The following is a 23,158-nucleotide window of genomic DNA, read 5'->3' on the forward strand; positions in this document are numbered from 1 at the left end:
TCGACGTCGCGCGAAGATCAAGCGCGATCCCGGATGGTGATGCTCCGCTGGTTTCCGTATTGCGCTCAGCCGAGTTCCTGGGCGAGTCCGATGAGAAGCCCTCCGGGCCCGCGGATGTAGCAGAGCCGATAAGCGTCTTCATACTGGACCACTTCGCCTACGAGCTGGGCGCCGCGCTTGCGGAGCCTTTCAAGCGTCTCGTCGATGTCGTCCACGGCGAACATGACGCGCAGGTAGCCGAGAGCGTTGACCGGGGCGTTGCGGTGATCCGCGACGGCAGGCGGCGCGAGGAAGCGGGACAGCTCGAGCCGGCCGTGACCGTCCGGCGTGCGCATCATGGCAATCTCGACGCGCTGATCGCCCAGTCCGGTGACGCGTCCCGCCCATTGTCCTTCGATCGTGGTCCGCCCTTCGAGCTCGAGGCCGAGCTCGCGAAAGAAATCAATCGTCCCTCCGAGGTCATCGACGACGATTCCTACGTTGTCCATCCGTTTGAGCGCCATGTGTCCAATCTACAGGGTGCCGCCCAGGCCGTGAACCCATGGAACCGCCTTACGCTTCGCACAGGCCCGCCTTGCGCAGGCCGTCGAGGAAGTGCTTTCGATCACGCGGAGTGGCACGCGAGTGGTTCGCCGATCCGCGCGGCTTCGTCGCCGCGACCGGCGCCGGCGGCACGGCGACGCCCGTCGAGGGAGGCTATCGCGTCACCGGACGCTGGCCGTTCGAACGCGGCGCCCATCACGCATCGCTGTTCACGCGCCTCGGCCTCGCTGCGCGACCGCGAAGCCGTGCAGGCGACCGTCGGGCGTGCCGAGGCGATGCACCGCGCCGCCCGTACGGGCTGCGCCTCGACCCGGGGACGTCGAGATTTTTGAAGGGCAGGCGTGGGTCCGGCCCGCGCTTCGCCGGCGACCACGAACGCCATCTCGAGGTCGCGTCGAGGATCAGGCGCGACCTCGGCTGGTGACGCGTCACCCCGGCGGCTTCATGCTCCGCGCGTGAAGCAGCAGCGATTGCAACCTCGGACCGCGCCGGGCATTTAGAGAGGGAGGCGCTCTTGCCCATGGGTGTGTGGAGGTTGGGCAATGGGAGAGGAAGAGTTCGCCCGCCGAAAGAATATCGAGCGATACGAAACGCTGCTTGCCGAAACCACGGAGGAAGCGGAGCGCAAGGTTCTCCTGGAACTGTTGCGCGCCGAGAAGGACAAGACGCCGCCGCCCGGAGGGCGGCGCGCCAAAGATTGCTGAGCAAGGCTGCCCGGGCATGGCCATACGGCAAGTGTGGGGCCGGTAGCCTGCTCGGCCGCGGGCACGGGAGGATCGCGGCGACCTGCATCCTCCCGTAGCCGCCGCCAATCGGCCGGTCGTGGGCCGTGCCCGCTGTCCCTCGTGGATTGAAGGCGATTGGATCACCCTTGATCTGAATCAACGACTCCGACGCTCGCGATGCATTCATTGCCGGATATTTCGACGAGGGAAGAATGACAGTGGGAAGGTGAGGAGAAATGCTCAGCTAGTCTCGTTGCTCAAGGGAGATACCAATAATGACGACACCGCCCGATGTATCGCGGAAGGCGGCCGCTATTGCCAAGGCTGCTGCGGACCTCGCAAGACGCATGGCGGCCGGCCTGGAAGGGCCTCCGAATGGCAAGTTGCTGCTGATTGCGGAGAGGCTCGACGCGGAGGCTGCCGAACTGGCGGCGTCGGCGAATGACGGGCCCGGCAACCCGGCGCCGGTCAAGGCGTTGAACGAAGTAGAGTCTTTTGCGTCAGTACAATCGATGCCTCCCCGCTATACCATTTCGAGCCGCGCCCTTTTCGGCGATGAAATCCTCAAGATCCTCAAAGGATTCGATGCCTACGTGCGCGCCGAGCTTGCGAAGGGTTCTCAACCGTCGGTCGCCGGCTTCCATTCGCTGCATGGCGCAGAGCTCAAGTTTTCCGAGCAGTCGCTGCTGAGATGGCTGGACCTGCGACGGCGGCACGGCCAGCGCCGAGAGGATTGAATCCAAATCGCGCCGCGGCGCATGGCTCGAGCTGGATCGTATGCCAAGCTCCGCGGGGCGATAGGCGGGGCGGACAACCAACCTGGTCGCCTCGCCTCGAGTTCGGCGAAGCGCTTTCGTCGCCAGCGCCTGATGCGGCGGCCCGAGCTACGCCACCTTCTCCACTGCTGGCGGGGTCCAGGTGCCGTCGATGATCGACGGCGCTGTCTCGGTCGGCCAGTAGAGCCGCATCATGAGAACGAACTTGCCCGTCGGCGCCGGGAGCCAATTCGACTCCTTGTCCGTCCCCGGCGACTGGTTCTGGATGTAGAGATCGACTGAACCGTCGTCGTTGACCTTCAGGTTCTGGCGAGCGCTGATCGAGTAGCGATCGATCGGATTGGCGACGAAGAAGTAGTTGGCGTCGTACATGGTCAGCGACCAGAACCCGCGAGCCGGCGGAAGCTGACCCTTCGGAAAGCGCACGACGTACCGGTTCGCGCCGGAGTAGTCGTTGCCATTGGCGTCCTTCGGGGACGTGGGATAGACGGCATCCTGCATGCGGTTCGCGCCGAGCCCGATCGCCGTGACGAAGGCGCGGTTGAGGTAGTCCGTGCCGTAGACGCCGGTGACCGTATCGAACATCCAGCCCTTGATGTTCCTGACCGACTTGCCGACCTTGAACTGCAGCATGATGCGGTCGAAGGCGATCTGCGGGATGCGTTTGGCGAAGTCGGCCCCGAGCTTGCCGGCGTCGAAAGTCTTGCCGGGCACGAGGCCGATCCGCGCATAGCGCGAAGCCTCCGCGGCGTCCTCCGCCGCGGGCGGATTGCTCTTCATGAGATCGGCCAGCAGGGTGAAATACTGGATGGCGTCCATGCCGTTCACCTGATCGCGCACCGCCGTCTTCATGTCGATCGAGGGATCGGCCGTCCCGGCCGGCGGCGCATACTCCTTGCCCCACGAGCCGAGCGGCACGAGCTTGCACTGGTCCTGGAGGGCATGGACGGCCGCATAGTCCTCGGGCGTGCCGGTGCAATAGATGCGGCCGAGGATCCAGACGAGTGCCGTGGGCGACTTGTATTCCGTCACGCCGGCCGGCAGCGTGCCGCTCCAGCCCGGGCCGGTGATGGCATAGGCCTGCGCGCCCGTTCCCGTGGTGCGCGTGCCGGGGACCTGGAACACGTTGGTCCATCCGTCCAGCAGCGGGAACAGAAAGTAGCGATCCTTCATGTCGGGCAGGCTCAGCACCCACGGCTCCTTGCCGACATCGATCCAGGCCGTGGTGTAGAGCGTGTCGGCGTTGGGCGCCGTGACATCGCGGAACGTGGCGTCAGGATACTGGCGTGCCTTGACGAACTGGCCCATTGGCCCGCGGGTGCCTGCGGGTGCGACGACGTTCGTCATGACCCGCCGCGTCATCTCCATCGTCACCAGCGGGTAGCCGAAGACGTAGGCATCCGTCGCGAGCCAGAAATCTTCCAGGCCGTCCATGGCCCTGGAAAGAAGCCCGTCGTCGGCGCGCGACGCCGGCGGCGAGAAGGCGGAAAGTGCGCCGCCGAGGCCGGCGCCCACAACGAAACGACGCGAGACGTCCATGATCGTCCTCCTTCATCCTCCGCCGGGCCGGTGGATCAATGCGGGCTCTCTCGAGTACATCGGCATCTCCCCACGGGGTGGTACAGCCTGCACCGAGAGCCGGTCCGGCAAATGATCTGGATCAAGGCAAGCTCACTGCCGGTCGAACCGGCATCCCGGCTTCGAGCGCTCGGCGACCGGCATGACCTTGGCGAGGATAACGGCATTGACGCCTGCGAAGCGCTGCGCGACGAACCCATGTCCGACTCGCCCGGGATCACGGCCTCATCGAGAACGAGGAGTCCGAGCACCATCCAGAGGTGGACGAACATGACCAGGAAACGGTGAGGTTCGTGGATTCCCCGATCTGCAGAATGGCCGCGCCGGTCTCGGTGCGGTTGCCGACATGCCGGTGAAGCACGCGATGCGCCGATCGAAGCCGACGTCGTGGCTCATGGCAGCGGGAATGGCGTTCACCGTTGCCCTGTCGCAACCGACGCCGGCGCGCGCCGCTCCTCCCTCCGTCGACGAGGTCTGCCGCACGCTGGCGCAGGCGGCGGCCGACAACAGGCTCCCCGAGGCGTTCTTCACGCGCCTGATCTGGCAGGAGAGCCGCTTCGATCCGGCAGCGGTCAGCCCGGCGGGAGCGCAGGGCATCGCGCAGTTCATGCCGCAGACCGCCGCGACACGCGGGCTCACCGACGCCTTCGAGCCGCTGCAGGCGCTGCGCGAGTCGGCGAGCTACCTGCGCGAGCTGCGCACCACCTTCCACGGCAACCTCGGTCTGGCCGCGGCCGCCTACAACGCCGGGCCCGACCAGGTCGAGGCCTGGCTCGCCGGCCGCCGTCCCCTTCCGGCCGAGACGCAGGCCTATGTCCGCATCGTCACGGGCTACAGTGCCGAGGCGTGGACCTCGAAGCCGCCACCGCAGGTCGAGCCCTCGAACACGACAGGAGGCGCGCGCTGCATCGAGGTCGCCAGGCTGATGATCGAGAGCACCCGGCACCGTCCCGACCTCACGGGCAACCCGGCCTGGGGACCGTGGGGCGTCCAGCTCGCCGGCAACTGGTCCGAGGGGCGCGTGCTCGCCACCTACGAGCGGCTGCGGCGCCGCTACGCCGCCGTCCTGGGCGACCGGCTGCCGCTGGTCCTGCATGCGCGCCGGCCCGATCTCCCGACCTTCGCCGTCCGGGTCTCGGAAAAAAGCCGGGCCGAAGCGGACGCGCTGTGCGCGAAGCTGCGCGCCGCCGGCGGCGCCTGCGTCGTCTTCCGCAACCCGCGCAATTAGAGCATGTCCCGTTTGGGCAGAATCACCTCACCCTGGGGAGCGGCCGCCGGCCGCGTCTCGAAGGGTGGGAACAAGCACCGCGTCTGTTGCCGACCCTTCGAGACGCATCGCTACGCGATGCTCCTCAGGGTGAGGGTAGGATGGGTCCACCATTCGGAATCCGCTCCTGGGTAAGGACCCAAAAACTGAACAAGAACCCGGAGGACGACTTCCGGCCCGGGACGGACTTCAATCGGCCGGTCGGTGGCTTGCAGCGCAGACCGCCAGTTGGGCGGCGAAGGCCCGCTGGTAGGCGGGCCGCGCTTCGCCGCGGGCGACATAGGCGGCGAGGTTCGGGTATTCGCCCAGCATGCCCGACGATTTCAGCCGGAGCAGCACCGAGACCATCATCAGGTCGCCCGCGCTGAACCCGCCGTCGAGCCAGTCGGCCTCGTCCAGGCGACCGGCGAGCTGCCGCAGCCGGTGGCGGACACGATCCTCGACCAGAGGCAGGCGCGCCTCGGACCAGGGCTCGCCGCTTTCCAGCAGCCTGGCGTTCGCGAGCTCGAGGATCGGCGGCTCCACCGTGTTGAGCGCGGCGAACATCCAGGCGATCGCGCGCGCCCGGGCATCGGCATCGTCCGGCAGCAGGCCGGCATGGCGCTGGGCGACATGCAGCACGATCGCCCCCGTCTCGAACAGGGCGAGATCGCCTTCCTCGTAGGTCGGAATCTGGCCGAAAGGATGAAGGGCGAGGTGCGCGGGTTCCTTCATGGCGCGGAACGAAAGGAGGCGCACCTCGTAGGGCTGGCCCACTTCCTCGAGCGCCCAGCGAACGCGCGTGTCGCGCGCCAGCCCCCTGCCGCCGTCGGGCGACCGCTCGAAGGCGGTGATGGTGATGGTCATCGTGAGGCTCCTCCTCGGCGAAAAGCATCGGCCGCAGAGCCGGCGAGCTGTCAAGGCAAACTCAGCGAGCTTCCTGTCCCTATTCTCCGAGCGCGGAGAGCTGGTCCGTGTCGTACCGCGCGCGCAGGCTCGCGATCTTGTCAGGCTCCGCGGCGCCGCCGCGTGCTACCGCGTGGGCCAGCTCCTCGAAATAGTGCTCATGGCCGGGCGGTGACACCGTCATCAGGACGCGTGCCGGCCTGTCGCTTGCGTTGGCGATGTCGTGCGGCACGCCGGGCGGCAGGAACAGATAGGTACCGGACACGGCGCGCACGCGCTCGGCACCGACCTGCCAGTCGCATTCGCCCTCCAGCACATAGAACGTCTCCTCCTGCACGCGATGCACGTGCAGCCCGGTGGAGAAACCGGGTGGGATCGTCCACTCGAACATCGAGGTGTGTTTCGTGTCCTCGCCCGTGACGAGGAACGCCATGGGGTGGCCTGAAAGTCTTACACTCTTGCCTTCGCCGGGTCGTCGGATGATCGCCTTTGCTGACATGTCGGGTCCTCCGCAGTTGGGGGTGCGCATTGAAGGCACGTCCCTACCCTGCCTCGGCCCTTGCCCAAAGGTCGTGAAAGCGGTCCGAAATTGTTGCAAAATTTTGCCGAAATGGATCGCCCGCCGCCGTCAGCCGCCTACAAGTTCGGCACCTTCACGCTCGATGCTGAGGCCGGCTTGCTGTTCCGCGGCGGGAAGCCCGCGCTGCTGGGCCAGCGCGCCGTCGCGCTGCTGCGCCTTCTCCTGGAGCGCACCGCCTCTCCTGTCTCCAAGGATGCGCTGATCGCGGCGGCATGGCCGGGACTTGCCGTCGAGGACAGCAATCTCACGGTCCAGATCGCAGCCCTCCGCCGCGTGCTGGAGCAGGACGGCGGCGCCGGCTGGATCGAGACGCTGCCGCGCCGCGGCTATCGCTATGTCGGGCCGCCGGCATTGCGCGTCGACGCCGATGCGAGCGAAACGCCAAGAACGCCTGCGCTGCCGGCGCCCGAGAAGCCGTCGATCGCGGTCCTGCCGTTCGAGCATTCGGGTGACACCGCCTGGTTCGCCGACGGCATGGTCGACGACATCATCACCGGGCTGTCGCGCATCAAGTGGCTGTTCGTGATCGCGCGCAACTCGAGCTTCGTCTATCGCGACCGGATGATTGACGTGAAGCAGGTCGGCCGCGACCTCGGCGTGCACTATGTGCTCCAGGGCAGCGTTCGGCGGAGCGACAATCGCGTCCGCATCAACGCCCAGCTCGCCCACAGCACGAGCGGCGCGCAGGTCTGGGCCGAGCGTTACGATCGCACCTTGCACGACGTGTTTGCGCTGCAGGACGAGATCGCGCTCTCGGTGGTGGGCGCCATCGAGCCGAGTCTGCGCCGCGCCGAGGTCGAGCGCATCAAGCGCAAACGGCCCGACAGCCTCGACGCCTACGAGCTCGTGCTGCGTGCACAGCCCGATGTCGATTCGGGCATGCCCGATCGCGCCGCATCGGCGCTGCCGCTGCTGATGCGCGCCCTCGCGCTCGATCCCACCTACGCTCTCGCCCATGGCCTCGCGGCGATGGCCCATCACAATCGCTTCCTGCGCGCCGGCCTGAAGGAGGAGGATCGCCTCGCCTCGATGCGTCACGCGCGTCTCGCGCTGGAACACGGTCGCGACGATGCGCTGGCACTCACCTTCGCCGGCTTTTCGCTCGGCATGGATGCCCACGATCGCGCCGCCGCATTCGCCGCATTCGAGGCCGCGCTCGCGCTCAGCCCGTCGACCGCGCTTGGCTTCATTCTCGGCAGCGTCGTTCATAGCTGGGCGGCGGAAGCAGAGCCCGCGATCGCTTGGGGCGAGCGCGCGCTCCGCCTCTCGCCGTTCGATTCCTGGGCGTTCGCGGCGTTCGGCTCGCAGGCGCTCGGTCATTTCCTGCTGGAGCGGCCGCACGAAGCGGCAAAGGCGGCCTACCAGGCGGTGCAGGCCAACCTTGGCCACAGCATCAACTATGTGATCCTGATCGGGCCGCTGGTTGTGCTCGGCCGGCTAAGTGAAGCGAAGACCGCCGCCTCACGCGTGATGGAACTGCAGCCCACGTTCCGCATCAGCCGGCAATTTGCCGGTGTAGACTGCGCGCCCGTGCTCGCCGCGAAGCTGGGTGCCGCGCTGCGTGCGGCCGGATTGCCCGAATAGGAAGATATGAATAAGAAGATATGGAAGTGAAGAAGCCCGTCGCACGGGTCGGACTCGCGTCGATCGGGAGCATGTGCTGAAAGGTGTGGTGGCGATCGCCTTGCCCAGCGGGCTTGTCCGTTGCCCTATCGGCTACTGCTGATCGCCGGTAGCCTCTACGTGATCGCGTGCCGCCGTACGAACATTCGGCGGCCCTTGGCCGGGACAGAGCCACGCCTGGGCAAAGTGGCCCGGAACTGAAAGCAGAATCGAAGAACAGGGAGATCTTCATGAAAAAATTGCTACTGCTGGCGGCGATCGGCCTGGCCGCGATCTCGTCCTCGGGCCCGGCGCTGGCCGGCAAGGACCTCGACACGGTCCGGGCCCGCGGCACGCTGATCTGCGGCGTGGCGGCGGGCGGCCTGGCCGGCTTCATGACGGTCGACAGCCAGGGCAAGTGGACGGGCATGGACGTCGATGTCTGCCACGCCGTGGCGGCGACGATCTTCGGCGATTCGGAGAAGGTGAAGTTCGTGCCGGTGTCGGGCCAGCAGCGCTTCACCGCGCTGCAGTCGGGCGAGGTCGACCTGCTGTCCAACAACACGACCTGGACCCTGACGCGCGACACCGCGCTCGGCCTCGACTTCACCGGCGTCACCTACTACGACGGCCAGGGCTTCATGGTGAACAGGAAGCTCGGCGTGAAGAGCGCCAGGGAGCTGAACGGCGCCTCGATCTGCGTGCCCTCGGGCAGCACCACCGAGCTCAACATCGCCGACTATTTCCGGGCGCAGAAGATGACCTTCAAGCCGGTCGTGTTCGACGACGCCGACCAGATCCGCGCCGCCTTCTTCTCCGGCCGCTGCGACGTCTATACCGGCGACCGCGCCCGCCTGTTCGCCACCCGCGCCGCCAACCCGCCGCCGCCGCTCAAGCCCGACGACTTCGTCGTGCTGCCCGAGATCATCTCCAAGGAGCCGCTGGGCCCGGCCGTGCGGCACGGCGACAACCAGTTCGCCGACATCGTGCGCTGGGCGCAGTACGCGATGATCGAGGCCGAGGAGTACGGCATCACCTCGAAGAACGTCGACGAGATGCTGAAGAGCGACAATCCCAACATCAAGCGCATCCTCGGCGTCACGCCGGGCATGGGCAAGGCGCTGGGCGTCGACGAGAAGTGGGTCTACACCATCGTCAAGCAGGTCGGGAACTACGGCGAGGCCTTCGACCGCAACCTCGGCGCCGGCAGCCCGCTCAAGATCGACCGCGGCCTCAACAAGCTGTGGAAGGACGGCGGCCTGCAATACGCCCCGCCGATCCGATGAGGGCGATATCGTCGTTGTCCAGAGACAGGTGTCATCCTGAGCGCAGCGAAGGATCTTTGATTGGCGGCGCGAAAGATCCCTCACTTCGTTCGGGATGACACCCATCTTGCGGCGAGCAGCGCCGTTTCATCCCCGAGGGTCGACGCGGCCGGCGACGAACTCCGGTGGCGCTCGTCTTGCCGTTGCGGCGGGCGGCTCCTACCCTGCGGCTCGGGGAGGACGATGCCATGACCCATGTCTCCATGACCGTGCTGATCGGGCTGGTCGCGTGGACGCTGCTGCTCGTGATCGTGATGGAGGTCCTCAGGGCGCGGCTGATCCTGACCGGGGCGGTCGCGGTGACGGCGCTGAAGCCGGACAATGCCAACCTGTCGCCGTTCATGCAGCGGCTGACGCGGGCGCACGCCAATTGCGTCGAGAGCCTGCCGGTGCTGGCGACGCTGCTGATCGCGGCGCTGGTGGCCGACCGCGCCGCCGTCACCGACCCGCTGGCGCCGTGGCTGCTGGCGGCGCGGGTCGCGCAGTCCTGCGCCCATCTCGCCTCGTCCGGCGCCTTCGCCACCAACACCCGCTTCGCCTTCTTCGTCGTGCAGGTGGCGATCGCCGTCTACTGGATCTGCGCGCTGCTCGCGGGCTGACGGCCGTGCCGGAGCGGCGGCGGCTCGCGGCAATCGTGGCGGCGGACGTCGCGGGCTACTCGCGGCTGATGGGACGCGACGAGAGCGGCACGCTGGAGGCACTGCGGACGGTGCGCCGCAAGATCGTCGACCCGGCGATCGCCGCGCACGGCGGGCGGCTGGTGAAGACGACCGGCGACGGGCTCCTGATCGAGTTCGCGAGCGCGGTCGATGCGGTGCGCTGCATGGTCGGGCTGCAGACGGCGATGGCGGCGCACAATGCCGGCCTGCCGGAGGACCGGCGCCTGGTGTTCCGCGTCGGCGTCAATCTCGGCGACATCATCAGCGAGGACGACGACATCTTCGGCGACGGCGTCAATGTCGCCGCGCGCCTGCAGGCGATCGCGCCGCCGGGCGGCCTCTGCCTCGCCGCCCGCGTGCACGACGAGGTGCGCGACCGGCTGGAGGTCGCGTTCGAGGACGGCGGCGCGCAGAGCCTCAAGAACATCGCCCGGCCGGTCCAGGTCTGGTGCTGGTCTCCGGAAGGAACGGCCGCGGCGCCGGCGCGGCCGGCCGCGGTCGAGCCGGCCGCGATGGCGCGCACGCTCGCCGGCAAGCCGTCGGTCGCGGTGCTGCCGTTCCGCAACCTGAGCGGAGATTCCGGCCAGGACTATTTCACCGATGGCGTCACCGAGGAGATCATCACCGCGCTCGCGCGCTTCCACGCGCTCAGGGTCGCCGCGCGCAGCGCGAGCTTCCCGTTCAAGGGCGGCACGCTCGAGGTGCGCGAGATCGCCCGCCGGCTCGGCGTGCAATACCTGCTCACCGGCAGCATGCGGCGCGCGGCGAACCGCATCCGCGTCACCGCCGAGCTGACGAACGCGGAGAACGGCCTGCAGGTCTGGACCGACCGCTACGACCGCGACCTCGCCGACATCTTCGACCTGCAGGATGATATCGGCCGCACCGTCGCGGCGGTGGTCGAGCCCGCCGTGCGCGGCGCCGAGATCGAGCGTGCGCGGCGCAAGCCGACCGGAAGCCTCACCGCCTACGATCTCTACCTGCGCGCGCTGCCGCCCATGTGGGAAGGCACGCGCGAGGCGATCCCGCAGGCCATCGCGCTCTTGCGCCAGTCGCTGGCGCACGACCCCGAGAGCGTGCCCACCCTGGCGGCGCTCTCCTGGTGCCTGTTCATGGCCCCGATCGCGGGCGCCGCACGTCCGGGCGAAACCTGGGCCGAGGCGCTGGAGCTGGCGCGCCGGGCCGTCGAACGGGACGGCGCCGACGCCTTCGCGCAGGCGATCTACGCCCAGGCCCTGTCGGGGCTCGGCGACCAGCACGATCAGGCCCTCCTGCACGCCGAGGAGGCGGTGCGCCTCAATCCCGGCCTGGCCCTGGCCTGGGGCGCACTGGGCTATGCCTGCAACAGGACCGGCGATTTCGCGCGCGGCGTCGAAAGCCTCGAGCTCGCCATCCGCCTCGCGCCGGCCGACGCGTTCGCCTATTTCTCGCTGACCGGGCTCGCCGCCGCCCACTTCGCGCTCGGTCGCCACGACGACGGCATCGCCTGGGCGCGCAAGGCGGTGCAGCGCAACCCGGGCTACGGCACCGCGCACCGCCTGCTCGCCGCCCATCTCGCCCTGGCCGGCCGCCTCGACGAGGCGCGCGAGATCACCCGCCGGCGCGACGCGGTGCAGCGCACGACGCTCACCGAGCTGCGCGCGCTGCGCCTGTTCCACCGCCCCGACATCCTCGACCGCTACCTCGCCGCCCAGCGCGCCTGCGGCGTCAGCGAGTAGCTTCGAGGGAGCGCGCAATCGATTTCCGTGTCATCCCGAGGCGAAGCCGAGGGATCTTTACTGTTCACGAAAGATCCCTCGCTGCGCTCGGGATGACACGACTTTGCTACTCGCCCCGCGGCCGCCGCACGGCGCGCACCTTGCCGCTGCGGCCGCCGCCGCAGAAGAAGCGGTCGGCGCCGTCGGACTCGAGGCCGGACACCCCGGCGCCGGCCGGCATCTCGAGCCGCTCCAGCACCTCGCCGGTCTGCGGATCGATCCGCCGCACGTCGCTTTCGTCGCCTTCCCACGTGCCGTGCCACAGCTCGCCGTCGACCCAGGTGACGCCCGTCACGACGCGGTTGGACTCGATGGTGCGCAGGATCTTGCCGGTCTCGGGATCGATCTGATGGATCTTGCGGCCGCGATGCTGGCCGACCCACAGCGTGCCCTCGGCCCAGGCGAGGCCCGAATCGCCGCCGTTGCCGGGCGCCGGGATGGTGGCCAGCACGCGGCCGGTCGCGGGATCGATCCGGTGGATGCGGTCCTCGGCGATCTGGAACAGGTGCCGACCGTCGAACGCGGTCCCGGCGTGGGCTGCGACCTCGATCGATCGCACCACCTTGCCGTTCGCCGGATCGAGGGCGTTCACCTTCTCCCCCGACGCGAACCACACCTGCCGGCCGTCGAACGTGACGCCGTGCACGGCCTCGACGCCGGGAAAGGGTCCATACTCCTCGATGATCTCGGCGGCCGATCGCTTCATCGCTGTCACTCCGGTTTTCATGTCACCCGGACCGCATCGGAAAGATCCCTCGGCTTCGCCTCGGATGCCGTCGGTCCCGAAGACCGTGTCATCCCGAGCGTCGGCGAGGGATCTTTTCCTCTCGCTCCGATCGACATGACCCTAGCCGCCCGGCAGCGGGCCGGGGAGTAACAAGGTTGTCGGGAAGCCGGGCACGGGCGGGCTCATCCAGCGGCGCGCGCGGCCGCGGCCGAACGACTGGACCTTGCCCGCCTCGGCGAGCGCCTCGAGCGCGCGCTGCACCGTGCGCGCGCTGGCGCCCAGCGCCAGTGCCAGCGCCGAGCTCGACCACGACTCGCCGTCGGCGAGAAAAGCGAGCACCGCCGCATGCTTTTCCTCGACCGGCGGGGCCAGCACCACGACCTCGCGCGCGCCGACCGGCGCCAGGGCGAAGCCCCGCTCCGTCGCATTCACCTCGGCGAGCGGACGGAGCGCGGCGCGCAGCCGCCCGACCTCGACGCGCAGGCGCGCGCGGTGCGAGTCGTCGGCGTGCCGCGCACGAAAGGCGCGTGCGAGCAGCGCACTTCGCGGCACGTCGGCCGGCCACGCCTCGGCCAGCGCGCGCACGATCGCGAACAGCACCGGGCGCGTCGCGAGCGAGACCACCGTGTCGGCTTCTCGCACGACATTGCGGCAGGCGTCGACGACCAGCGCGCCCGATGCCAGCAGCGTCTCGACCTCGTCGAGCAGGAGGGCGCGCTCCGTGCCGCGCGCGATCAGCCGCGCCGCCGGCCTGTCGAGCGTCGCCGTCGTGCCCTCGACCTCCGCCATCAGCGCCGGCACACCCGCCTCGCGCGCCGCGGTGCCGGCCCGCGCCAGCGCCGCGCGCGCGGTCCTGGTGTGCAGCCGCCGCATCGCGATGCCGGCGACGACCAGCTCGTGGGCGGCGCGCAGCGCGGGCGGCAGCGCCATGGGCTCGAGCGCGGCCAGCGCCCGTTCGGCCTCGTCGAGCCGGCCGATCAGCAGCAGGCGCCGCACCTCGAGATGCCGCGCGTGGGCCGAATTCACGCGATCGCCGTGCGCCTCGAGTGCGGCCCGCGCCGCCGCCAGCGTCCTGGCCGGCCAGCCGAGCTCGCGCGACACGAGCGCGATCTCGGCCTCGGCGACGACGCAGCGTGCGCGGGCCACCGCTTCGCGCGGGCCGAAGCCGCGCGCCGCGCGATGCAGCAAGGCCCTGGCGCGCGCCAGATCGCCGAGCTGGGCCATGGCGATGCCGCGCAGCGCCAGCGCCGGCGGGTCGTCGCGCAGCGCCACCCGCTTCAGCGCGCCCAGCAGATCGCCGGCCGCCAGCGCCCGCGCCGCCGCGTTGATCAGCGAATCCATCGCACTCCCGTCACACTTGTAACTCCCGCCGTCCGCCTCCCCTCCGTATCTATCCCACGACCCGCGACCGCCCAAGGGAGGGAAGACCATGACGACATCGACGATCGGCACGACCGAGGAAAGATCCCTCGCTGCGCTCGGGATGACACGGTCTTCCGGATCGATGAAATCGTGTCATCCCGAGCCGAAGGCGAGGGATCTTTCGTCAGCCGCCGACTGGCTCGGGCTCGCCGCCGCGCCGACCTTCGCCGCCATGGCGCTGCTGACGGGCGTCCTCGAAGGCGGCGCGCCAGCCATGATGTGCGCGCCCGACGCCTCGCCGCTCGGCAGCATGGCCTGGATGTATCTGCTGATGAGCGCCTTCCATTCGGCGCCCTGGCTGCGGCGGATCTCGCGATCGAGAAAGATCCCTCGCTGACGCTCGGGGCGACACCACCTTGGCCGTGTCATCGCGAGCGAAGGCGAGGGATCTTTCGCCGGTGCCTTCTACCGCTTCCCCCACTTGTTCCAGCACGAGCCGATCTGGTGGGCCTCGCGCTGGACGGCGATCCAGCGGCGGGAGAAGCGCAGGCCGGTGCGGGCCTCGATGGCGCGGGCGATCTCGCCGTCGGTGAGGCCCTGCGCGTTCAGCCGCTCCAGCAGCGCGCTGCATTCGGCGGTCCACCGCTCGCCGATCGGTCGGCGGATCGCGCGCATCGCTTTCGGGCGCGGCCGGCTCACGGTCCGGCCTCGCGCCACTCGGCGAGGATCGGCGGCGGCACGCGGGCGCGGCCGCTCTCGGGGCGCGGGCCCCAGTCGCCCTCGAGCCAGAAGCCGCCCGGCCGGTAGCCGCGCAGGCGCGCCCGCCAGTGCGCCTCGCTGTCGCGATCGGCGGTGATCCCGGCGGCCGCGCTTTTCGTCGTCGCGGCGGGCTTCGGCGCATGGGCGCGCGTGATCCAGTTGCGCCAGTACGGCCCCCAGCGCTGCGCGGTGCGGCCGGTGGCTGCGGCGTGGTTGCGGAAACGCTCGGTCTCGGCCGCGATCGCCTCGGGTGCGAGATCGGGCCGGGCTGTCGCTGCCCAGGCAAGATCGGCGGCGTCGGGCTGCCAACCCTCGGGCAAAGCGTGAGCGGTCGGGCGTGGGGGCCGCGACGCGACGCGTGGCGGCGCGTCGCCCGCTCCCTCCCCTTCCTTTCCTTTCCCGTTCCCTTCCCCTTCCCTTCCCATGGAAGCGGAGTCGTCGACGCGTGCCGACGCGTCGGCCGCGCGTGGCGACGCGTCGCCCTCCGGCGCCGGCAGCCGCGAGGCGGCCTCGCGCGGATTGAGGATCTGGTGCCGGGCGAGCGTGGGGATCCACGCATAGCCCTCGCCGTAGGGCACGACCAGGCCGCGCTCGATCAGCTCGGCCGCGACCGCATCGCCGTCGCAGGCATCGTCGGGCAGATAGCGCCGCTTGAAGACGCGCGGCGTCCAGACCAGCCGTCCCTCGCGGTCGGCCTCGCACCACAGGCCGATATAGAGCAGCCGGGCCAGCGGCGAGAGCGCGCAGATGTCGTCGGAGGTGAAGAACTCCGGCTTGATCGTGCGGATGCGCGCCATCAGCGACGCCCGGGACAAGAGGTGCGCGGGCGCCGGTGGGGGAGCCGGCGGCCCGCGCCGGCGACCGTGGAAGGGAACGATGCGGGAGGGAACATCGTCACGGCCGCCGTTGGGAATTGGGGGAAGAGGATCGCGGGAGCACCATCCCGAGCGCGGCCTCGCGGCCCACCGCCTCGCGCAGCAGGCGGTACTTCCAGCGCTGCTGCGGCGTCATCGGCGGCAGGCGCCGGCCGTCCCACCAGCGCTTCATGCCCTCGCGGCAGGCGGCGCTGATGCGGGCGCGCATCACCGGATCGGCGTTCATGCGCCGGATGTTCTTGCCGAAGCCGCAGGCTCGCGCCGTCATGGCCGCTTCTCCGTGCCGGCCGGCCCGCCGCGGCCTTCCGCGGGCGTCAGGCGGCGGGCGAGCTCGATCAGCAGCACCGCGGTCGCGCCCGGCCCGCGCTCCTCGATCAGCCGCGCCGCCGCCCGCTCCAGCGCCTCGGCGCCGGCCATCGTGCGGTCGATCAGCTCGAGAGCGCGCGCCCGCCGCGGCAGGCGGCGCAGGAAGCCGCGCTCCACCAGGCGGTCGATCACCGCGCTCACCCGCGCCTTCGAGCGCAGGCCGAGCGCCACCGTGATCTCGTCATGGCTTGGCATCACGCCGCCATGCGCGGCCGCGTAGGCGCGCAGGAAGGCCAGCAGCTCGGCCTGGCGCGGCGTCAGCATCGGCCGCTCCGGACGGGATGCCCCGCCGGCGCGGCCGGTGAAGGCGGCCGGGACGAAGACGGGGGAGGGCCGAAATGGTCGGGCCGGATGTCGTAGCGCGTGACGCGGCCCGCAGTCAGCGCCTCGATCTCGATCGCGCGCCGGACCGGCACCACGCCGTTCCAGCGGCTGACCGCCGAGGGCGTAATGCCGAGCAGCCGCGCGATGTCGATGTCCTTGCCGCCCGCCGCATGGCGGGCCCGCTTCATGCCGTCGGGAATGCTCATGGCCCGAAGTTAATCCTTGATTAACATTCGGTCAATTAACAATGTGCGGGAAGTTAACCGCAGGTCAAGTCAAAATGGACATCATGTCGGAGCTGGGCGATGCCATCAGCGAAGGCCGCAGGCGCCGCGGTCTGACCCAGGCCGAGCTCGCGCGCGAGTTCGGCATCTCGAAGTCGGCCGTGAACCAGTGGGAGTCGGGCAAGAACGTTCCCGACCAGCGCAAGCTCGGCAGGCTGGTGCAGCTCCTCGGGCTCGATCCCGCCGTGGCCGCCGGCGTGCCCCCCGAGACGAGAAACACGGAGACGAGACAAACGGAGGCGGGGCACGCGGAGACGGGGGGCCCGCGCAGCGACGCAGCGCCCGCCGCCACGCGCCTGCTGCGCGAGATGCCGGTCAACGGCCGGCCCGACATCGCGGTGTGGGCCAGCGCCGAGGCCGGGCACGACGGCGCGATGGTGCTGGTGAACGAGCCGATCGACTATATCCGCCGCTCCGAGCGCATGCTGGGCGTGCGCAATCCCTTCGCCTTCTACGTCATCGGCACCTCGATGAGCCCGGCGATCGAGCACGGCGACCAGGTCGTGATCCATCCCGGCATGCCGCCGCAGCCGGGCAAGGACCATGTCTTCCTGCAGCAGCAGCCCGACGGCACCATGCTCGCGCTGGTGAAGCGCCTGCTGCGCTCGACCACGACGGCGTGGCGGGTGCGCCAGTTCAACCCGCCGCGCGACTTCGACCTGCCCAAGAGCAAGTGGTCGAAGGCGCTCATGATCACCGAGAAGCGGGTGGGGTAGCGCGGCGGCGAGGCGGATAAAGATCCCTCGCTGACGCTCGGGATGACACAACCTTCTGAGCGACAAACCGTGTCATCCCGAGCGCCAGCAAGGGATCTTTCCGCACCGCCGGCGATCGATGTCCAGTGACAGCGCTTGACCGGTAGTTAATTAATAATTAACATCGGTTCATGCCCGACGCCCCCTCCCCCATCGTCCGCACCGTCACCGCCGACGGCTTCGTCGTGGTCGCGGCCTTCCGGGACCCCAACGCGGTGCTGCCGCCGCGGCGGATCGCCTACACCTACGACCACCATGCGCATCTCAACGATGCGGCCGACGCCTATGCCGCCTACGAGCGCGGCGAATATCGGGGCTTCTCGGCGGTCGGCCTGTTCCCGGTGCGCGGCGGGCTGCCGTTCGGCCCCGCGCTGGGCGCTCTCGAGCTCGCCCGCCTGGTCCGCGAGACCGAGGCTGCCTGAGGCAAGCGCCGTTCAGCGTTGCCAGTCCTCTTCCGGCGGCAGGCCGTCATGGACGTCGGCGTGGGCGGCATCGTCGGGCGTGCCGAGCCGCCGGCCGCTGAAACGGATGCCGAGCACGCGGCCGTCGTCGGTGCGCAATCGGAGGTCGCGACGGCGAAGGGCGTTGCTGAGCTGGCCGGCGGCCATGCGGATCTCGCCCGAGGCGACGACCTCGCCCGGCCGCATGAGATAGCCGTCGAGCTCGTAGTCGGCGCGGCCCATGACTTCGCCCCGGCTTTCCAGCGTGCCGCTGCCGCGCAGGACCCCGATATGCCGCATCGTCCTTCTCCTTGTCGACGGTGGGCGATGCTCTACACCCTGCCGATGCCGGCGTCGATGACGCGGCTTGCCACCGGCCCCCGATGCGTCCATATGGATGATGTCGATACACGGACCGATGATCTGGCCGCGCCGCGTTGGGTTGGCGCCTCGCCATCGACCTTGATCCCGAAACAGATGCGAATTCGACGACCGGCCTCCCTTGGCGGGTCAGCATGTCTACGTTTGTGAAAGGTTATTCCCATGTCCAGGGGAACCGTGAAGTGGTTCAACAGCACCAAGGGCTTCGGCTTCATCGCGCCGGATGACGGCGGCAAGGACGCCTTCGTCCATATCAGCGCCGTGGAGCGCGCCGGCCTCGACCGCCTGATCGAGGGCCAGAAGGTCGAGTACGATGTCGTCGCCGACCGTCGCACCGGCAAGGCCTCCGCCGAGAACCTCAAGAAGGTCGACTGAACCCCGTACCTCCCGCGCCGGCCGCCGCGAATGCGCGGCGCCGGTCGCGGGACTTTCGCTCGCCCGATGGATCCTCGCCTCCTGCTACGCCGTCGGCAGCCACAACGTGGCCCATAGCCCTTCCCGTTCGTAGCGCAGCAGGCGATAGAGGTCGTCCTTCACCTCGGAACCTCCTCCGCTATCGCGACAGCCGGTCGAAGTCATCGAGCACCGCGGCGATGAGCCGGGCGATACGCGCATCGCCTCTCGCCGTGGAGGCGGCGTAGAGGCCGAGCAGGTAGCGCGCCTTGTCCGCGGCCTGCGACCAGCTCTCGGCGGGCTCGGCCAGCAACCGGCGCTCGACCTCCTCCTGCGCGCGCCGCAGCGCCGCCTGATTGGCCTCGACTTCCGAAATATGGCGGCGCAGCTCGGTCTCGTGCTGTGCCGACAGGCCCCGATGCAGGTCGAGATCGATCGTCTTGTCGGTCATGATCGTCCCTCCTCGCTGCGATTGCGCGGCGCTTTGCGCGGCGATGTCCAGCACATTCGCCGTCGTCCGCGAAGAAATAGATCCGGCGCCGCCCCTGACAATCGCGGGATTCGTCCCCACCTGCCGCAAGCGTCGTTTGAACGATGATCGTTCAAGGGGCAGCAAACCCGAACAACCGGAGACAACATGGCCAATGCCCCGACAGCAGGCAGCCGCTCGCCCGCAGACGACACCGACCGGCAGGACGTTCTCAACCAGATCGGCACCAGGTGGAACAGGTTCTCGAAGCAGGAGCTCTCCGCCCTCAAGTCCAATGACGAGCTCGTCGATCAGGTCGTCGCAAAATACGGCATCGCGAAAGATGCCGCCCAGAGCCAGGTCGACGCGCTGATGGACGGCCGCAACCTTACGGCGTGACCCGCATGCCGACCGAGACGCCGCGAGGGGCGTCCGTCGTCCCCGGGGAAGTGCCGGCGACCGGCATCGCCCGGCGATGGCGTGGCCCAGCGCTGCACTGACGCCGTAGGGGGCATTGCGCGGCGTCGCGCAAAGGCCCATGTAGGGAATGCATTCCCCCGAAAGGACCCCCTCATGAACACCGACCGGGCTTTTGCCCGCTCGGGTGCCGAGGTGCGACGGGCGGCAGCCGCGTTCGCACAACCGATCGCCGGACAAGGCGCGTTGCAGCTCCTGACTTCCTTCGGTCCGTTCATCGCCGCGTGCGTGGCGATGTATCTCGTCTTCCCGATCTCCTATCCGCTCACCCTCGCCCTCGCCGTGCCGACCGGGGCGCTTCTGGTCCGCATCTTCATCATCCAGCACGATTGCGGCCACGGCTCGTTCTTCGCCTCGCGCCGGGCCAACGCGCTGGTCGGGCGGTTGTGCAGCCTGATCACGCTGACGCCGTTCGCGAACTGGGGGCGCCAGCACGCCCTGCACCACGCCGACTGGAACAACCTCGACCGCAAGGGCGGCGGCGCCGACATCTATTCGTCCTGCCTGACGGTGCGCGCCTATCGCGCGCTGTCGCAGCGGCGGCGCCTGCTCTACCGCCTGCCGCGCCATCCGCTGGTGGCCAACCTGCTGCTGCCGCCGCTGATCTTCGTGTTGCTCTATCGGCTGCCGTTCGACACGCCGAACGAATGGCGGCGCGAGCGCCGGTCGGTGCATTTCACCAACCTGGCGCTGGTCGCGCTGTTCGGCGCGCTGGTCGTGCTGTTCGGATGGCGCGCGGTGCTGCTCGTCCATCTGCCGGTCATGACGGTGGCCTCCATTGCGGGCGTCTGGCTGTTCTCCCTGCAGCATCGCTTCGAGACGGCGCGCTGGACGACCGAGGGCGACTGGAGCTTCGCCGACGCCGCGCTGCAGGGATCGTCGTGGTTCGGCCTGCCGCGCGTCCTGCACTGGCTGACCGGCAACATCGGCTTCCATCACGTCCATCACCTCAATCCGCGCGTGCCGAGCTATCGGCTGCGCGCGGCGCACGAGGCCGTCCAGGCGCTGCTGCCGGTGAAGCCGCTCAGCCTGCTCGGCGGGCTGCGCGCGCCGTGGCTGACGCTGTGGGACGAGGCGGCCGGCCGGCTGGTCCGCTTCCGCGACGTGGCGACGGCCCCCGTCTGACTGCGGCGCTGCGGTCGCCGCCGTCTGTCCCTTTCACGCCTGCGCTGCCTCGCGGAAATGGCCGGCTCTTTCGACGAGGTCGATCATGTGGGCGGCGGCGTGGATCGTCAGCGGATGAGGCGTGAAGCCGGCCTTGGGCGAGATGTAGGCCGCCATGTCGCGGACGACGCCAACTTGCCGCTCGGATGCCTCGGCAAGCAGCGCGATCACCAGATTCTCCAGCGCGATCACGCGGACGCGCAACTGCGTCAGCTCGGCATTCGTGGGTCGAGACATCGCGGATGGCCTCTCGGCGTAGAGCGCCGCGGCCTGCGGCCCGCGGGGCCCGCGCTGTCGCGAAGAGGCTGAGGAACGCTGCTTCCTGCCGGCCATAGGCGACCTCCTCTGAAACAAGGGAGAGACGGCACGCTTGCGTCCTAGCGCCTTTCACCCGGCCTTTCCAGCCGAGGATGGGCGCCTGCCATTGAGCGAAAGGACGATGTTCTAGCGCATAAGGAGGCTGCGCGTTGCCGAGGCCATGACCGGCATCACGGCGCGCGCGATCCATGGCTGCAGGCCGAGAGGCTTCAGCAGCATCTTGATCGCCATGTCGTGCGGCAGGTGGCGCTTCGCGAACTGCAGGACGTCGGCGCGCCAGATGTCGTAGTCGCCACGCCGGAAGGCACGGTCGGGGTTGCAGGCGAGGAACACGGCCTTGAAGGCGCAGAAGGCGTCCTCCGTATCGACGGCCGCCAGCCGGCTCCAGAGCGTGCGCAGCACGGCAGCCCGGCCCGGACATTCGAGCGCCTGGTAGCGCAGGAAATAGCGGTAGAAGTGCTTGTAGTGGCCCACCTCGTCGGCGCTGATCCGCGCCGCCAGCCCGCTCAGCACCGGCTCCTCGCTCGCCTCCGACAACATGCGGTAGAACGCGGCGGTGCCGGTCTCGACGACGCAGCGCGCCGCCATCTCCAGCGTGCGGGTGCCGGCGAGCTGCTCGACCGTGCAAAGCGGCGTGTACTCGGCGAGAAATGTCCGATAGGCGCCCTCCCAGTCGAAATCAGGCCACGCCGCCCGGACGTAGCGTTTCAGCGCCGCGCCATGCCGCAGCTCCTCGCTCTCCCACTCGCGCTCCAGCCACTCGACGACCTCGCTGTCGCAGCGGAAGTAGTCGACCAGGTTGCGCGTATAGAGGCCCGACGTGATCTCGATGAAGGAGGCCGAAGCCACGAGATAGAAGAGCCGCCGATCGACGCCCGCCGCGCCGGGCGCCAGCGCATGGTACGGGATGTCCTCGAGGGACCAGGAAGCTGCACGCTTCTTGCCGGGGCGCCGGGCCGCCATGTCGGCCATCTCCGCGGTAGTGATGTCCGAAAGGGCGGCGCGATTGCGAAGTCGCTTGCGCGGTCGCGAGCGCGGCCACCCGATCGTACCTGGCGCCGATGCTAGCAGGTTCGCGCGCGGCCGGAAGCGCCGCGCCATCGCAGGCCGGATCGCTCCGATGTCCGCGATCTACTTCTCGCGGAAACACCAGCTCGCGAGCGCCAGGACCAGCACCAGCACGAGGACGATGCCGAGCGACAGGCCGCCGATCAGCCTCTCCACGCGATGGCCGATGTAGAGATCGTCGAACCAGAACCAGTAGAGGACCTGTCCCAGCAGGCCGGCGATCGCCGGCAAGGCGAGCCTCGAAGCCCAGAGGACGACGCGTTCCATGTCTTCCTCCCGCGTCGCGGACGGCCCGGCGGAGGGCAGGGGGTCGTGTCGCCCGCCCGAAAACCCTGGCTGGCAAGCGGAACGATCGGACCATCCGGTCGAGGGAACTCCGGCGCCGGCGAGTCTCGTGCTGCCCCCAACGTGACGAACCCGCACCGGCGATGTCCGATCGTTCACGCCTCCCACGCTCTTCGAGCAGACTAGTCGTCGAGGTCCGGGGCGTCTGTCCAATATTGACCGAAGCAACGTCGGAAAGCGTACAATCGCCGCCGATGCTCCGCGCATTGGAGGTTCGCCATGGCCCGGCAGGCTAAGTCCACCTTCAATCCCAAGGCGTTTCTCGGCACCGCGGCCCGCGGGCGCACCATCTCCGACTATCCCCGGGAAAGCGTCGTCTACCGGCAGGGCAGTGCGGCGGACGCCGTGTTCTACATCCAGAAGGGCCGGATCAAGATCACGGTCGCGTCGCAGCAGGGCAAGGAGGCGATCATCGCGATGCTGGGACCGGACGAGTTCTTCGGCGAAGGCTGCCTCATCGGCCAGCCGCAGCGGCTGGGAACGGCCACCGCGATGATCGACAGCAGGCTCACGCGCGTCAGCAAGGCCGAGATGATCCGCGTCATCCGCGAGGAAGCCGCGTTCGGGGAGCTCTTCACGGCCTACCTGCTGACCCGCAACAGCCGCATCCAGGAAGACCTGATCGACCAGCTTTTCAATTCGAGCGAGAAGCGGCTGGCGCGCACGCTGCTGCTGCTGGCGAACTTCGGCAAGCGCGGCGGGCCGCAGCCGATCGCCGGGCGCATCACCCAGGCCACGCTGGCCGAGATGGTCGGCACGACGCGCCCGCGGGTCAGCTATTTCATGAACAAGTTCAGGAAGGCGGGCTTCATCAGCTACAACAGCCACCTGTCCAATGGTCACCTGCAGGTCCACAGCTCGCTGCTGACCGTCGTGCTGAACGAGCGGGCCTGACGGCCCGCTGTCGGCAGCCACGCCCGCACGATTAAATTTCCGCGATTCGCCGGCCAGCCC

The 23,158-nt window shown here is 69.2% G+C and carries 31 protein-coding genes and 1 pseudogene; 16 read left to right on the forward strand and 16 right to left on the reverse strand.

Annotated elements, in window-relative coordinates; genetic code table 11:
* Window positions 1–65 precede the first annotated feature (65 nt).
* Window positions 66–503: a VOC family protein gene (locus OJF58_RS00995; protein ID WP_300781184.1), complete on the reverse strand. Its 438-nt coding sequence runs from the start codon at window positions 501–503 to the stop codon at window positions 66–68.
* Between the two features lie 110 nt (window positions 504–613).
* Between OJF58_RS00995 and OJF58_RS01000 the strand changes: the two genes are divergently transcribed.
* The 3 genes from OJF58_RS01000 (at window position 614) to OJF58_RS01010 (ending at window position 2,005) form a co-directional block, all read left to right on the forward strand.
* Window positions 614–967 carry a hypothetical protein gene (locus OJF58_RS01000; protein ID WP_300781185.1) on the forward strand — a complete coding sequence of 118 codons (354 nt, stop codon included), beginning with the start codon at window positions 614–616 and terminating at the stop codon, window positions 965–967.
* Between the two features lie 118 nt (window positions 968–1,085).
* Window positions 1,086–1,247 carry a hypothetical protein gene (locus tag OJF58_RS01005; protein ID WP_300781186.1) on the forward strand — a complete coding sequence of 54 codons (162 nt, stop codon included), beginning with the start codon at window positions 1,086–1,088 and terminating at the stop codon, window positions 1,245–1,247.
* Window positions 1,248–1,543: 296 nt separating this feature from the next.
* The gene (locus tag OJF58_RS01010) at window positions 1,544–2,005 is read left to right on the forward strand and encodes a hypothetical protein (RefSeq protein WP_300781187.1); all 462 of its coding nucleotides are present in this window, start codon (window positions 1,544–1,546) and stop codon (window positions 2,003–2,005) included.
* Window positions 2,006–2,152: 147 nt separating this feature from the next.
* On the opposite strand, the gene OJF58_RS01015 is transcribed toward OJF58_RS01010, so the two are convergent.
* The gene (locus OJF58_RS01015) at window positions 2,153–3,583 is read right to left on the reverse strand and encodes a DUF1254 domain-containing protein (RefSeq protein WP_300781188.1); all 1,431 of its coding nucleotides are present in this window, start codon (window positions 3,581–3,583) and stop codon (window positions 2,153–2,155) included.
* Window positions 3,584–4,028: 445 nt separating this feature from the next.
* On the opposite strand from OJF58_RS01015, the gene OJF58_RS01020 reads away from it, so the two are divergent.
* The gene (locus OJF58_RS01020; protein ID WP_300781190.1) at window positions 4,029–4,850 is read left to right on the forward strand and encodes a lytic transglycosylase domain-containing protein; all 822 of its coding nucleotides are present in this window, start codon (window positions 4,029–4,031) and stop codon (window positions 4,848–4,850) included.
* 228 nt (window positions 4,851–5,078) lie between these two features.
* Here OJF58_RS01020 and OJF58_RS01025 read toward each other — a convergent pair whose 3' ends face one another.
* Both OJF58_RS01025 and OJF58_RS01030 read right to left on the reverse strand, forming a co-directional pair.
* A complete protein-coding gene (locus OJF58_RS01025; RefSeq protein ID WP_300781191.1) occupies window positions 5,079–5,735 on the reverse strand; it encodes a glutathione S-transferase family protein in 657 nt (218 codons plus the stop codon).
* A 79-nt stretch (window positions 5,736–5,814) separates the two neighbouring features.
* The gene (locus OJF58_RS01030; protein ID WP_300781192.1) at window positions 5,815–6,273 is read right to left on the reverse strand and encodes a cupin domain-containing protein; all 459 of its coding nucleotides are present in this window, start codon (window positions 6,271–6,273) and stop codon (window positions 5,815–5,817) included.
* Window positions 6,274–6,384: 111 nt separating this feature from the next.
* Here OJF58_RS01030 and OJF58_RS01035 point away from each other — a divergent pair, with 111 nt between their 5' ends.
* From OJF58_RS01035 to OJF58_RS01055, 5 genes and pseudogenes are all read left to right on the forward strand, one after another.
* Window positions 6,385–7,938 (forward strand): winged helix-turn-helix domain-containing protein, encoded by a 1,554-nt coding sequence (locus OJF58_RS01035; RefSeq protein WP_300781193.1) that lies wholly within the window; start codon window positions 6,385–6,387, stop codon window positions 7,936–7,938.
* A 117-nt stretch (window positions 7,939–8,055) separates the two neighbouring features.
* Window positions 8,056–8,178 (forward strand): annotated as a pseudogene (locus tag OJF58_RS01040) (acyl-phosphate--glycerol-3-phosphate O-acyltransferase); the annotation flags it as partial.
* 29 nt (window positions 8,179–8,207) lie between these two features.
* Window positions 8,208–9,242, forward strand: coding sequence for an amino acid ABC transporter substrate-binding protein (locus OJF58_RS01045; protein ID WP_300781194.1), 1,035 nt, complete (start codon window positions 8,208–8,210; stop codon window positions 9,240–9,242).
* A gap of 227 nt (window positions 9,243–9,469) precedes the next feature.
* On the forward strand, window positions 9,470–9,880 hold the full coding sequence (locus tag OJF58_RS01050; protein WP_300781196.1) for an MAPEG family protein: 411 nt from the start codon (window positions 9,470–9,472) through the stop codon (window positions 9,878–9,880).
* Window positions 9,881–9,885: 5 nt separating this feature from the next.
* Window positions 9,886–11,658 carry an adenylate/guanylate cyclase domain-containing protein gene (locus OJF58_RS01055; protein ID WP_300781197.1) on the forward strand — a complete coding sequence of 591 codons (1,773 nt, stop codon included), beginning with the start codon at window positions 9,886–9,888 and terminating at the stop codon, window positions 11,656–11,658.
* 106 nt (window positions 11,659–11,764) lie between these two features.
* Here the strand turns inward: OJF58_RS01055 and OJF58_RS01060 are convergent, their stop codons facing one another.
* Window positions 11,765–12,403 carry a PQQ-binding-like beta-propeller repeat protein gene (locus OJF58_RS01060; protein WP_300781198.1) on the reverse strand — a complete coding sequence of 213 codons (639 nt, stop codon included), beginning with the start codon at window positions 12,401–12,403 and terminating at the stop codon, window positions 11,765–11,767.
* Window positions 12,404–12,544: 141 nt separating this feature from the next.
* Window positions 12,545–13,765, reverse strand: a complete 1,221-nt coding sequence (locus OJF58_RS01065; protein ID WP_300781199.1) for a helix-turn-helix domain-containing protein — start codon at window positions 13,763–13,765, stop codon at window positions 12,545–12,547.
* A 163-nt stretch (window positions 13,766–13,928) separates the two neighbouring features.
* On the opposite strand from OJF58_RS01065, the gene OJF58_RS01070 reads away from it, so the two are divergent.
* Window positions 13,929–14,183, forward strand: coding sequence for a hypothetical protein (locus OJF58_RS01070; RefSeq protein ID WP_300785127.1), 255 nt, complete (start codon window positions 13,929–13,931; stop codon window positions 14,181–14,183).
* Window positions 14,184–14,251: 68 nt separating this feature from the next.
* Here the strand turns inward: OJF58_RS01070 and OJF58_RS01075 are convergent, their stop codons facing one another.
* From OJF58_RS01075 to OJF58_RS01095, 5 genes are all read right to left on the reverse strand, one after another.
* Window positions 14,252–14,485 carry a hypothetical protein gene (locus OJF58_RS01075; protein WP_300781201.1) on the reverse strand — a complete coding sequence of 78 codons (234 nt, stop codon included), beginning with the start codon at window positions 14,483–14,485 and terminating at the stop codon, window positions 14,252–14,254.
* On the reverse strand, window positions 14,482–15,342 hold the full coding sequence (locus OJF58_RS01080) for a hypothetical protein (protein WP_300781203.1): 861 nt from the start codon (window positions 15,340–15,342) through the stop codon (window positions 14,482–14,484). Before OJF58_RS01080 ends, OJF58_RS01075 begins: the two co-directional genes overlap by 4 nt.
* Window positions 15,343–15,439: 97 nt before the next feature.
* Window positions 15,440–15,688 (reverse strand): hypothetical protein, encoded by a 249-nt coding sequence (locus OJF58_RS01085; protein ID WP_300781205.1) that lies wholly within the window; start codon window positions 15,686–15,688, stop codon window positions 15,440–15,442.
* On the reverse strand, window positions 15,685–16,050 hold the full coding sequence (locus OJF58_RS01090) for a hypothetical protein (protein ID WP_300781206.1): 366 nt from the start codon (window positions 16,048–16,050) through the stop codon (window positions 15,685–15,687). Before OJF58_RS01090 ends, OJF58_RS01085 begins: the two co-directional genes overlap by 4 nt.
* The gene (locus OJF58_RS01095) at window positions 16,044–16,316 is read right to left on the reverse strand and encodes a Cro/CI family transcriptional regulator (RefSeq protein ID WP_300781207.1); all 273 of its coding nucleotides are present in this window, start codon (window positions 16,314–16,316) and stop codon (window positions 16,044–16,046) included. Before OJF58_RS01095 ends, OJF58_RS01090 begins: the two co-directional genes overlap by 7 nt.
* A gap of 74 nt (window positions 16,317–16,390) precedes the next feature.
* On the opposite strand from OJF58_RS01095, the gene OJF58_RS01100 reads away from it, so the two are divergent.
* Both OJF58_RS01100 and OJF58_RS01105 read left to right on the forward strand, forming a co-directional pair.
* Complete coding sequence (locus tag OJF58_RS01100) at window positions 16,391–17,110, forward strand: LexA family transcriptional regulator (RefSeq protein ID WP_300781208.1); 720 nt, start codon at window positions 16,391–16,393, stop codon at window positions 17,108–17,110.
* A 170-nt stretch (window positions 17,111–17,280) separates the two neighbouring features.
* Window positions 17,281–17,571: a hypothetical protein gene (locus OJF58_RS01105; RefSeq protein ID WP_300781209.1), complete on the forward strand. Its 291-nt coding sequence runs from the start codon at window positions 17,281–17,283 to the stop codon at window positions 17,569–17,571.
* 12 nt (window positions 17,572–17,583) lie between these two features.
* Here the strand turns inward: OJF58_RS01105 and OJF58_RS01110 are convergent, their stop codons facing one another.
* Window positions 17,584–17,889 carry a hypothetical protein gene (locus OJF58_RS01110; RefSeq protein WP_300781210.1) on the reverse strand — a complete coding sequence of 102 codons (306 nt, stop codon included), beginning with the start codon at window positions 17,887–17,889 and terminating at the stop codon, window positions 17,584–17,586.
* Between the two features lie 243 nt (window positions 17,890–18,132).
* On the opposite strand from OJF58_RS01110, the gene OJF58_RS01115 reads away from it, so the two are divergent.
* Window positions 18,133–18,345, forward strand: coding sequence for a cold-shock protein (locus tag OJF58_RS01115; RefSeq protein WP_300781211.1), 213 nt, complete (start codon window positions 18,133–18,135; stop codon window positions 18,343–18,345).
* A 178-nt stretch (window positions 18,346–18,523) separates the two neighbouring features.
* Here OJF58_RS01115 and OJF58_RS01120 read toward each other — a convergent pair whose 3' ends face one another.
* Complete coding sequence (locus OJF58_RS01120) at window positions 18,524–18,868, reverse strand: hypothetical protein (protein ID WP_366526806.1); 345 nt, start codon at window positions 18,866–18,868, stop codon at window positions 18,524–18,526.
* A gap of 132 nt (window positions 18,869–19,000) precedes the next feature.
* On the opposite strand from OJF58_RS01120, the gene OJF58_RS01125 reads away from it, so the two are divergent.
* Both OJF58_RS01125 and OJF58_RS01130 read left to right on the forward strand, forming a co-directional pair.
* Window positions 19,001–19,231, forward strand: a complete 231-nt coding sequence (locus tag OJF58_RS01125) for a hypothetical protein (RefSeq protein WP_300781213.1) — start codon at window positions 19,001–19,003, stop codon at window positions 19,229–19,231.
* Between the two features lie 174 nt (window positions 19,232–19,405).
* Window positions 19,406–20,434, forward strand: coding sequence for a fatty acid desaturase (locus OJF58_RS01130; RefSeq protein WP_300781214.1), 1,029 nt, complete (start codon window positions 19,406–19,408; stop codon window positions 20,432–20,434).
* Window positions 20,435–20,467: 33 nt separating this feature from the next.
* Here the strand turns inward: OJF58_RS01130 and OJF58_RS01135 are convergent, their stop codons facing one another.
* From OJF58_RS01135 to OJF58_RS01145, 3 genes are all read right to left on the reverse strand, one after another.
* Window positions 20,468–20,710: a hypothetical protein gene (locus OJF58_RS01135; RefSeq protein WP_300781216.1), complete on the reverse strand. Its 243-nt coding sequence runs from the start codon at window positions 20,708–20,710 to the stop codon at window positions 20,468–20,470.
* 207 nt (window positions 20,711–20,917) lie between these two features.
* Complete coding sequence (locus OJF58_RS01140; RefSeq protein ID WP_300781217.1) at window positions 20,918–21,754, reverse strand: ferritin-like domain-containing protein; 837 nt, start codon at window positions 21,752–21,754, stop codon at window positions 20,918–20,920.
* A 168-nt stretch (window positions 21,755–21,922) separates the two neighbouring features.
* Entirely contained in the window at window positions 21,923–22,126 is a 204-nt protein-coding gene (locus OJF58_RS01145; protein ID WP_300781218.1) for a hypothetical protein, read from the reverse strand.
* A gap of 297 nt (window positions 22,127–22,423) precedes the next feature.
* Between OJF58_RS01145 and OJF58_RS01150 the strand changes: the two genes are divergently transcribed.
* Entirely contained in the window at window positions 22,424–23,098 is a 675-nt protein-coding gene (locus tag OJF58_RS01150; RefSeq protein WP_300781220.1) for a Crp/Fnr family transcriptional regulator, read from the forward strand.
* Window positions 23,099–23,158: the final 60 nt, after the last annotated feature.

The sequence above is a fragment of the Enhydrobacter sp. genome (assembly GCF_030246845.1).
Lineage (GTDB): Bacteria > Pseudomonadota > Alphaproteobacteria > Reyranellales > Reyranellaceae > Reyranella.